This is a genomic window from Micromonospora chalcea, assembly GCF_002926165.1.
Taxonomy (GTDB): domain Bacteria; phylum Actinomycetota; class Actinomycetes; order Mycobacteriales; family Micromonosporaceae; genus Micromonospora; species Micromonospora chalcea.
In genome coordinates, this window is the sequence record NZ_MAGP01000165.1 from 125,895 (window position 1) to 135,300 (window position 9,406).

General features: G+C 73.2%; 11 protein-coding genes. 6 read left to right on the top strand and 5 right to left on the bottom strand.

Features of this window, described 5'->3' with window-relative positions:
- Positions 1–100 precede the first annotated feature (100 nt).
- Together BAW75_RS29150 and BAW75_RS29155 are read left to right on the top strand one after the other, a co-directional pair.
- Complete coding sequence (locus tag BAW75_RS29150) at positions 101–922, top strand: HAD family hydrolase (RefSeq protein WP_043327725.1); 822 nt, start codon at positions 101–103, stop codon at positions 920–922.
- Positions 922–1,734: an HAD family hydrolase gene (locus BAW75_RS29155; RefSeq protein ID WP_043327724.1), complete on the top strand. Its 813-nt coding sequence runs from the start codon at positions 922–924 to the stop codon at positions 1,732–1,734. The genes BAW75_RS29150 and BAW75_RS29155 overlap by 1 nt, the downstream gene beginning before the upstream one ends.
- A gap of 35 nt (positions 1,735–1,769) precedes the next feature.
- Here BAW75_RS29155 and BAW75_RS29160 read toward each other — a convergent pair whose 3' ends face one another.
- Positions 1,770–2,360 (bottom strand): bacterial proteasome activator family protein, encoded by a 591-nt coding sequence (locus BAW75_RS29160; protein WP_043327723.1) that lies wholly within the window; start codon positions 2,358–2,360, stop codon positions 1,770–1,772.
- A gap of 57 nt (positions 2,361–2,417) precedes the next feature.
- Here BAW75_RS29160 and BAW75_RS29165 point away from each other — a divergent pair, with 57 nt between their 5' ends.
- Both BAW75_RS29165 and BAW75_RS29170 read left to right on the top strand, forming a co-directional pair.
- Positions 2,418–3,245: an alpha/beta hydrolase family protein gene (locus tag BAW75_RS29165; RefSeq protein ID WP_043327722.1), complete on the top strand. Its 828-nt coding sequence runs from the start codon at positions 2,418–2,420 to the stop codon at positions 3,243–3,245.
- 48 nt (positions 3,246–3,293) lie between these two features.
- Positions 3,294–4,517 carry an ABC transporter substrate-binding protein gene (locus tag BAW75_RS29170; RefSeq protein WP_043327721.1) on the top strand — a complete coding sequence of 408 codons (1,224 nt, stop codon included), beginning with the start codon at positions 3,294–3,296 and terminating at the stop codon, positions 4,515–4,517.
- 67 nt (positions 4,518–4,584) lie between these two features.
- Here the strand turns inward: BAW75_RS29170 and ddaH are convergent, their stop codons facing one another.
- Positions 4,585–5,418 carry a dimethylargininase gene (gene ddaH / locus BAW75_RS29175; protein WP_208635337.1) on the bottom strand — a complete coding sequence of 278 codons (834 nt, stop codon included), beginning with the start codon at positions 5,416–5,418 and terminating at the stop codon, positions 4,585–4,587.
- Between the two features lie 59 nt (positions 5,419–5,477).
- On the opposite strand from ddaH, the gene BAW75_RS29180 reads away from it, so the two are divergent.
- Both BAW75_RS29180 and BAW75_RS29185 read left to right on the top strand, forming a co-directional pair.
- Complete coding sequence (locus tag BAW75_RS29180; protein WP_099163234.1) at positions 5,478–5,936, top strand: Lrp/AsnC family transcriptional regulator; 459 nt, start codon at positions 5,478–5,480, stop codon at positions 5,934–5,936.
- 55 nt (positions 5,937–5,991) lie between these two features.
- Positions 5,992–6,948, top strand: a complete 957-nt coding sequence (locus BAW75_RS29185) for a zinc-binding dehydrogenase (protein ID WP_104115650.1) — start codon at positions 5,992–5,994, stop codon at positions 6,946–6,948.
- A gap of 6 nt (positions 6,949–6,954) precedes the next feature.
- Here the strand turns inward: BAW75_RS29185 and BAW75_RS29190 are convergent, their stop codons facing one another.
- From BAW75_RS29190 to mobA, 3 genes are all read right to left on the bottom strand, one after another.
- Positions 6,955–8,082 (bottom strand): T3SS (YopN, CesT) and YbjN peptide-binding chaperone 1, encoded by a 1,128-nt coding sequence (locus BAW75_RS29190; RefSeq protein WP_104115651.1) that lies wholly within the window; start codon positions 8,080–8,082, stop codon positions 6,955–6,957.
- Positions 8,083–8,147: 65 nt separating this feature from the next.
- A complete protein-coding gene (locus tag BAW75_RS29195) occupies positions 8,148–8,405 on the bottom strand; it encodes a DUF6457 domain-containing protein (protein ID WP_043330820.1) in 258 nt (85 codons plus the stop codon).
- Positions 8,402–9,136 carry a molybdenum cofactor guanylyltransferase gene (gene mobA, locus BAW75_RS29200; protein ID WP_104115652.1) on the bottom strand — a complete coding sequence of 245 codons (735 nt, stop codon included), beginning with the start codon at positions 9,134–9,136 and terminating at the stop codon, positions 8,402–8,404. The genes BAW75_RS29195 and mobA overlap by 4 nt, the downstream gene beginning before the upstream one ends.
- Positions 9,137–9,406: the final 270 nt, after the last annotated feature.

Here is a 9,406-nt window from a genome sequence, read left to right on the forward strand (position 1 = left end):
TGCCGCCCGTTCCGCGAGATACGGTTGCTGCCCGCCGTCCCGTGGTCGCGGCACCGAAGACCTGGTCGGCCGGCGTGACGGCGCGGGCGAAGGAGGAACCATGACCCGCCCGGGACTGCCCAAGCTGATCGCCACCGACCTCGACGGCACGCTCGTCCGCAGCGACGAGACCGTCTCCGCGTACACCCACCGGGTGCTGGACCGGGTGCGGTCCGCCGGGATTCCGGTGGTCGGCGCGACCGGCCGCGGACCGCGCCTGACCGAGCTGACCCGTAACGACATCCGGGCCGCCGACTTCCTGGTGATGGCCGGTGGCGGCCGGGTGGTGGACCAGAGCGACCCCGACGGGCCGCTGGTGCTGCGCGACGAGCGGCTGCCCGGCGAGGTGCTGGCCCGGATCCTCACCGACCTGGAGGCGGCGGTCGGCCCGCTCACCGTGATGGTCGAGGCGTCGGACGAGCACGACGCGCCGCTGTGGGGCGACTACCACCCGAGCTGGCCCTACCCGGACCGGTTCGAGGCGCGCAGCCGGATGGAGTGCCTGTCCTGCGACGTGATCAAGGCGTTCGCGCGTACCGCCGACCACCACGTGGACGAGCTGCTGGCCGCCGCCCGGGCGATCGTGCCGCCGGAGGTGGCCACGCTCACCCAGGCCGGGCTCGGCTTCATCGAGATCTGCCCGCCCCGCACCGACAAGGCCAGCGGCCTGAGCGTGATCGCCGAGCGGCTCGGCGTCGACCCGGCCGACGTGCTGGTCTTCGGCGACCAGCCGAACGACCTGCCGATGTTCGACTGGGCCGGGTGGGCGCGGGTGGCGGTGGCGAACGCCCACCCGGAGGTACGCGCCGCGGCGGACGAGATCACCTTGCGCAACGACGACGACGGGGTGGCCGTCTACCTGGACCGACTACTGTCCCGGTGATGGAAGATCCACCTCGGCTCGTCGCCTCCGACATCGACGGCACGCTGCTGCGCGACGACCGGACGCTCAGCCCGCGTACCGCCGGCGTGCTGGCCCGCATCGCCGCCGCCGGCACGCCGGTGGTCCTGGTCACCGGCCGTCCGATCCGCTGGCTGCAAATGGTGTACGAGCAGCTCGCCGCGCCGCTGCCGGCGATCTGCGCGAACGGCGCGGTGGTGTACGACCCGGTCACCGACCAGGTGCTGCGGGCCGACCCGCTCGCCCCGGAGCTGCTGGCCGAGGTGGCCCGGCGACTACGGGCCGAGGTGCCCGGGGTCAGTCTCGCGGTGGAGATCGTGGACAGCCGGCAGATGCGGCACGAGGCGCACTACCCGCTGCGCTGGGACGCCGACCTCGACGCCATCCGGGCCGTCGAGTCGCCCGAGGAACTGCTGGCCGCACCCGCGGTGAAGCTGCTGGCGCGCGCCGGTGAGCAGGACCCGGACGTCTTCGTGCAGGTGGTGGCGGGCGCGCTGGAGGGGCTGGCCGAGGCGACCCACTCGTCGTACAGCGGGCTGATCGAGATCTCGGCCGCCGGCGTGACGAAGGCGGCCGGCCTGGCCTGGTACGCGGAACGGCTGGGCGTCGGCGAGCGGGACGTGCTGGCCTTCGGCGACATGCCCAACGACGTGCCGATGCTGGCCTGGGCCGGACGCGCGGTGGCGGTCGCCAACGCCCACCCGGCGGTACGGGAGATCGCGCACGAGGTCACCGGGCCGAACACCGAGGACGGCGTGGCGGCGTACCTGGAGAAGGTCTTCGAGCTGGACTGAGCGGCCGGGGCGCGTGACGCGCCCCGGCCGACGGGTCACAGGTACTGGCCGGGCGCGTGGCCCTCGCCGGCGCCGGGCATCCCGGGCATGCCTGGGATCACGCCGCCGGGGCCGCTGGGCAGCGCCTGACGGCCCGAGCGCATCTGCTCCAGCTGGACACGGGCGGCCATCTGCTGGGCCACCAGCGCGGCCTGGATGCCGTGGAACAGGCCCTCCAGCCAGCCCACGAGCTGGGCGTGCGCGATCCGCAGCTCGCCCTCGCTCGGCGTCTGCCGCTCGGTGAACGGCAGCGAGAGCCGCTCCAGCTCCTCGCGCAGCTCGGGCGCGAGACCCTCCTTCAGCTCGACGATCGAGCGCTCGTGGATCTCCCGCATCCGGTTCCGGCTGGCGTCGTCCAGCGGCGCCGCCTTCACCTCCTCCAGCAGCTGCTTGATCATGCTGCCGATCCGCATCACCTTGGCCGGCTGCTCGACCAGGCGGGTCGGGTCCTCGCCCTTGCCCTCCTCGTCGGTCTGCACCGTGCCGACCGGGCGGCCGTCCGGCCCGACCACCACCACGGTGCCGGGGATGCCATCGTTGCCCTGCTCGTCGTCCCGTCCGGAATGCGCTTCGGTCATGGCACCCATCTTTACCCACGCCGACCATGTGCACGCGGCCGGACCGGAGGGAGCTACCGTCGCCGCATGCTCTCCGACCCACGCGAGGTGCTGACCCGCCCGTCTCCGCCGCCGGACGCCACAGTCGCCTACGGCGACCACCCGGACCAGCTCGCCGACCTGCGCCGGCCCGCCGGCGACGGGCCGGCCCGGCCGCTCGTGGTCGTGGTGCACGGCGGTTTCTGGCGGGCCGAGTACGACAGGGCCCACACCGGCCCGATGGCGGCGGCGCTGGCCGCGCTCGGCCACCCGGTCGCGCAGATCGAGTACCGCCGGACCGGCCAGCCCGGCGGCGGCTGGCCGCACACCCTCACCGACGTCCGCACCGGGGTCGCCGCCCTGCCCGGTCTGGCCGCCGCCGCGCTGCCCGGCCGGGTGGCGCCCGTACCGCCGATCCTGATCGGCCATTCCGCGGGCGGGCACCTGGCCCTGTACGTGGCCGCGCGCGCCCCGGAGACGGTCGCCGGGGTGGTCGCGCTGGCCCCGGTGGCCGACCTCGCGCAGGCGTACCGGCTGGACCTGGACGGCGGGGCGGTGGCCGCGCTGCTCGGCGGCTCCCCGGAGGACGTGCCGGACCGGTACGCGGACGCGGATCCGTCGAATTTCGTACCCATGCGAACACGGACCGTAGTCGTGCATGGCGAGCAGGATCTTCAGGTTCCCACCTCGATCAGCCGATCCTGGGTGGCCGCCGACCGGGCTGCCGGCGGCACTTCCACCTTGATTGAGCTGCCTGAATGCGAGCATTTCGGGCTGATCGACCCGGAGGCGGCCGCCTGGCCCCGGGTGACACAGGCGTTGCGGTCGCTTCACGATGATCTTCCGGGCATTGACGCAGCGTCGCCGACCAGGTAGAACGCCGAAGGGGTGTGCACCATGGCCACCCCGTCGGGAAGGAAATCGGTGGCACAGATGAACCGCAGGCGGGCTCTGCAACTGCTGGCCGCGCTGGGCACCACCGGACTGGCGGCGGGTTGCGGCTCCGGGGAGGACGACACCGGGGAGCAGGCCGGATCCGGCAGCCCGATCAAGATCGGGCTGATCGTGCCCGGCAGCGGGGCGAACAAGGCCATCGGCGACGAGATCACCAACGGCTTCCAGCTCTACCTCCGCCTGCGCGGCCAGCAGATCGCCGGCCATCCGGTCACGCTGGTGCCGGCCGAGGAGGGCTCCACCGCCGCCAGCGGCAAGGCCGCCGTGGAGCGGCTGATCAAGGAGGGCGTGCTCGCGCTCACCGGCGTGGTCAGCCCCACCGTGATGACCGGCATCAAGGACTCGGTCGAGCAGGCCCGGGTGCCGCTGATCGGCTCCAACGCCTCCCCCTCGACGCTGCAGGGCGTCGTCTACATCTGGCGCACGTCGTACGTGCTGACCGAGCCGGGCGAGGCGCTCGGGGAGTACCTGCGCCAGAAGCTCGACGCGTCGAGCCGCATCGCCATCTTCGGCACCCGCGGCCAGGGCAGCCAGGACGTCGTCGAAGGGCTGCGGCGCGCGTACGAGCGGGGTCGCCGGCTCACCGAGGACCCGATCTACACCGACGACTCCGACAACCCCTCGCGGAATCTCTACGCCGGGCCGATCCGCAAGGCGCTGGAGCGGAAGCCGGACGCGGTCTTCTGCCACTACTCGGGCGCCCAGGCCGTCCAGTTCGTCAAGCAGCTCTACGCCCTGGGCTACCGGGGGCCGATCTACGCCCCCGGGTTCCTCACCGAGGGCACCGCGCTGGACCAGCTCGACGACGGCGAGAAGGGCCGCGACCGCAAGCTGATCGAGGCGAACGGCATCGAGACCGCGCTCAACTACTCGGCCGATCTCAACAACACCGCGAACCGGATCTTCGCCTCGGCGTACCGGAAGACGTTCAACTCCGCGCCGACCACGTACGCGATGGCCTCCTACGACGCCGCGCTGGTGCTGGACAAGGCGATCCGGCTGGCCGGGGCGAACCCGTCCCCGCAGCAGGTCAACCTGGCGCTCGGCAAGGTCGGCCAGGTGGACAGCCCGCGCGGCCCCTGGCAGTTCAACCAGACCCGTACCCCGCAGCAGAAGTGGTACCTGCGCCGGGTGCAGACCGACGGCCGGCTGCTGTCCAACATCGTGATCAACGAGCTGGCCACGCTGGGCTGACCGGCCCCCGTACGCGACGAAGGGCGGTCTCCCCACCGGGAGGCCGCCCTTCGCGCCGAGGCGTGGTTCAGTGCCGCAGTTCGGCGATGCAGCACTTCACGCTGCCACCGCCCTTCTTCAGCTCGGACAGCTCCACCGGGACCGGGTGGTAGCCGGCCGCCTTCAACTTGCCGGCCAGCCGCGTCGCCTCGTTGTTCAGCACCACGTTGAGCCCGTCGCTGACCAGGTTCAGGCCGAACGCCAGCGCGTCCTCGTCGTCGGCGACGATCGCGTCCGGGAACAGCTGGGCCAGCACCTTCTGGCTGGCGGCGGAGAAGGCGCCCGGGTAGTAGACGATGTTCTCGTCGTCGATCGAGGCGAGCGCCACGTCCAGGTGGTAGAAGCGCGGGTCGATCAGGCGCAGCGAGACCACCGGGCGGCCGAGCGCCTCCTGCGCCTCGGCGTGCGCGGCCGGTTCGGTCCGGAAGCCGTGCCCGGCGAGGATCAGGCCGCCGTGGGCCTCCGGCAGGTACGCGAAGTCGCCCTCGCCCTCGTTGGTCTCGTTCGGGGCGATGAACCGCCAGCCCTGCTCCTCGTAGAACGCCCGGTGCACGGCGGCCTCGGCGGTCCGCTGCTCGTGCTTGAACCGGGCCCCGTAGACGGTGCCGTCGACCACGAACGCGCCGTTCGCCGCGTAGACCATGTCCGGCAGCCCCGCCTCGGGCGTGAGCAGGTGCACGTCGTGGCCGAGCCCGACGAGCGTCTCCCGCAGCCGGTCCCACTGCTTGACCGCCAGGTCGGCGTCGACCGCCGTGGTCACGTCCATCCACGGGTTGATCGCGTACTCGACCGTGAAGTGCTCGGGCGAGCACATGAGATATGTCCGCTTTCGCGAGACTCGCTGCTGGTTCACGGTCACCAAGAGTAGGTACGGTACAACTTTGGTAACAGCCACAAGCATTGCTTCCCGGGAGCAGAACGTTGCAGATAGACGCGGTAGACCAGCGAATCATTGCGTTGCTCGTGGCTGACGCCCGCGCCTCGTACGCGGACATCGGCACCCGGGTGTCACTCTCCGCCCCCGCCGTCAAGCGACGGGTCGACCGACTCCGGGCCGCCGGGGTGATCCGGGGATTCACCGCCGTCGTCGACCCGGCCGCTGTCGGCTGGACCACCGAGGCGTTCGTCGAGCTGTTCTGCGCCGGCCGGACCACCCCGGCACAGATCGGCGCCGCCGCCCGACGGCACCCCGAAGTGGTCGGCGCGTACACCGTCTCCGGCGAGGCCGACGCGCTCGTGCACCTGCGCGCCGCGGACATCTCGCACCTGGAGGAGGCGCTGGAGCGGCTGCGCGCCGAATCGTTCGTCACCTCGTCCCGCAGCACCATCGTGCTCTCCCGGCTGGTCGAGTCCCCCGGCGTCGGACCGTCCACGCCTTGACCTCAACCTCGCTTCATGTCGTGCACTGGTGACCGGCTCGAAGCGAGGGGGCGGTATGCGTGCGGTGTGGCTGCGGGAGTTCGGCGGACCGGAGGTGCTCGTGCCCGGGACGGCACCCGATCCGGCACCCGGACCGGGCCAGGTGCTCGTCGACGTGGCACACGCGAACATCACGTTCGTCGAGACGATGTTCCGGGCCACCGGCTTCGGGCCGTTCGACGCCGAACTGCCACTGATCCCCGGCAACGGCGTCGGCGGGACGATCACCGAACTCGGACCCGGCGTCGATCCGGCGCTCGCCGGGCGCGTCGTGGTCACCGCCACCGGCGGCACCGGCGGGTACGCCGAGCGCGTCGTGGTCGACCGGAGCGCCCCTGTCCCCGTACCCCCGGGGTTGGCCCTGGACGCGGCGGTGGCGCTGATGGCCGACGGCCGGACCGCCCTGATGCTGGCCCGGGCGGCCGGGCTGCGGCGCGGCGACCGGGTCCTGGTGGAGGCGGCGGCCGGCGGCGTCGGGTCGCTGCTCACGCAGTTGGCGGCGGCGTCCGGGGCGACGGTGGTGGCCGCCGCCGGCGGCCCGGCGAAGGTGGCCGGGCTCCGCGCGGCCGGCCTCGACCTGGCAGTCGACTACCGGCAGCCCGGCTGGACCGGCCGGGTCCGGGACGCCGTCGGCGCGGTCGACGTGGTGTTCGACGGCGTGGGCGGACCGCTCGCCCGGGAGGCGTTCGACCTGCTCGACCCGGGCGGGCGGATGCTCAGCTTCGGGCTCGCCGGCGGCGCCTGGGCGGACATCCCGGCCGAGGCGGCCACCGCACGCGGCGTCACGCTGCTGAGCCCACGGCCCGGCCCGGACGAACTGCGCGCCCTCACCGAGGCGGCGCTCGCCGAGGGCGCCGCCGGCCGGCTGCGACCGCAGATCGGGCAGCGCTTCCCGCTGGACCGGGCCGCCGACGCGCACGCCGCGATCGAGGCCCGGCAGACCGTCGGCAAGACCCTGCTCGACGTGCGTTGACCCGGCTCAGAGGTACATGCCGGTGCGGTGCTCCTCGGCCCGGGCCGGCTTGTCCCCCTCGCCGAAGAAGCGCTTGCCGCCGAACTCGCCGTGCAGACGGTCGTCCAGCTCGTCCGCGAGACCGGTCATCACCTGCACTGCGAGCATCAGGTGGGTGGGCTGGAAGTTGCGGCCGAACACCGGAATCGAGGCCCACACCGTGTCGTCGGCGCAGTAGAGCCGCCCGATCGGCATCCGGTTGGTCAACTCGGACAGCTTCACGTACAGGCGCTCGGTCGGCTCGACCTCGGTCAGCACCGGCGAGAAGACGTCCACGAGCGGCGGGTTGTCGCGCACCCGGACGAACACCATCGCCGAGCCGGCCCGGATGTTGATGTCACCGTCGGAGTCGACCTGAAGCTGGTCGGACGCGGACTTCAGCATGGTCGACACGACGGTGCGGACCCGCTCCTCCAGGGCCAGCACGTCGTTCTCGCCGGACTGCGCGGCCGCCGCCGCGGCCAACGCCTCGTCCAGGTCGGCCTCGACGTCGCGGTCCGGGCCGAACTCGCTGCGGGCGGTACCGAGCGGCTCCACCGGCAACGGCTCACCCTCGGTGTCGTGCACCAGGTAGACGAGGAAGGCGGGATGCGGGGCGCCGTAGACGTCACGCAGCGTCCGGGACAGCACGGCGGCCAGCCGGGTCGCCTCGTCGGTGCCGCAGTCCAGCCCGAACTGCTCACCGGAACCCGGCACCACGCCCGGCGGCGACCAGCCGAGCGCCACCATGTCGGCCACCGCCGCCCGGTCCAACCGGTAGCCCTGGGGCAGCGTGGCGTTGCCGACCGCCCGGGCCGAGAGGCGACCCTCCTCGCCCGCGTCCACGCTCACCGAGTAGACGGCGTCCCCGGTGCCGGAGGCGGTCGGATCGAGTGTCACCTCCAGGTGACCACCGGCGGGCAGTGCGCGTAGCCGCTCGGCGAGCGCCCGCGCGAACTCACGCCAGGCCTCGGTGACCTTGGCCCGCAGATCGGCGGTGGTCGGCTCGTCGAGCAGGATCGACTCGTGATGCTCCGGCGCGCTGCCGGTGGCGTGGTGTTCCGGCGCGCTGCCGGCAGGCTTGTCGACCGGCGCCGAGGGGTGGTCTGCCGTCATGATCGCCTCCGTCCGTCCCCGCCACCCTACCCACGCGCGGCGGCCACCGAATCACGCGCAAGGCGCTATTCCGCGGGCGTGGACCCACCCAGATCCACCGGCCACGAGCCGGCCAGCGCGCTGAGCCGCTCGGCCGCCGCCGCCGGGTCCGCCCCGCGCCCCACCGCCACCCCCAACAGGTACGCGGTGACCGGCGCCCCCGGCCGGACCACCTGATGCGCCACGTCCCGGGCCACGTCCAGCACTGTCGGCACCGGCACCCCGGCCGGGTCCAGGTCCAGCTCGGCGCAGACCGCCGTGACCCAGTCGTCCAGCACCGTCATCTCGACCACTCCTCCGCCCGGCGTACGTCCTCGTCAGTGTCGCAGTCGAACCAGGGCGGAGGACCCGAGCCGGACCACGACACCTCGCGTACGGCGACACCGGTCAGCAGTCCGCGTACCGGCGCCCCGTCGAGGGTGCCGCCCCGCGTCGCGGCGAGCCGGTCGAGGGCGGCCCGCAGGGCCGGTAACCGCCACACCGCGCAGAGCTGCTGGCGGCGGCCGTCGCCGTCCACGTAACAGGCGAGGGCGACGGTCGGTCCGCGCGGGGGGAGCGCTGATGCCCGCTCGGTAGCGCGGTCGAGTTCCCGATCAGCGGCCGGTTCGCGTTCCCGCTCGGCGGCCCGATCGTGTTCCCGCTCGGCGGCCAGGTCGCGTTCCCGCTCGGCGGCCGGGGTGTCGAGCGCGTGCCGCAGCTCGGTCACGGCGGCGGCGGTGAGCAGCGGGAGATCGGCGGCGAGCAGGGCGACTGTTGTCGTACCCGGGTCGAGCAGCGCCAGCCCGGCCGCAATGGCGGCCACCGGCCCGCCACCGGGTGGCTCCTCACGTGTCGTCCGGACGCCGCCGGGCACCGGACCGGACGGGCCGACCACGATCCGCTGGTCCGCGTCGGCCACCGCGGCCAGTACCCGGTGCAGCATCGGCCGGCCGCCGACCGGACGGGCCGGTTTGTCGACGCCGCCCATCCGCCGGGCCGCGCCACCGGCAAGGACCACCGCCGCGTACCCCGTCACCGCCTCACCCTATCCACGGCCACGACCGTCGAATCCCGGCTCGGACACGAGGCCCGGGCCCGTGCCCGGCTTCGCTGGCGGTTTTCCGACGTTGATCAACTCCATCTCGCCGAAGTGGCGGCATCCGGGGCCCTCCGATACCGCCACTTCGGCGATCTGGTGTCGATCATGATCGGCTGGGCCGGCGGGGCACGTGAAGGAGTGGGGTGGGGTGCGGGCAGTGGAGGGGCCGGGGAGGATAGCGGGATGGGACGGGCGACAGACCGGCGG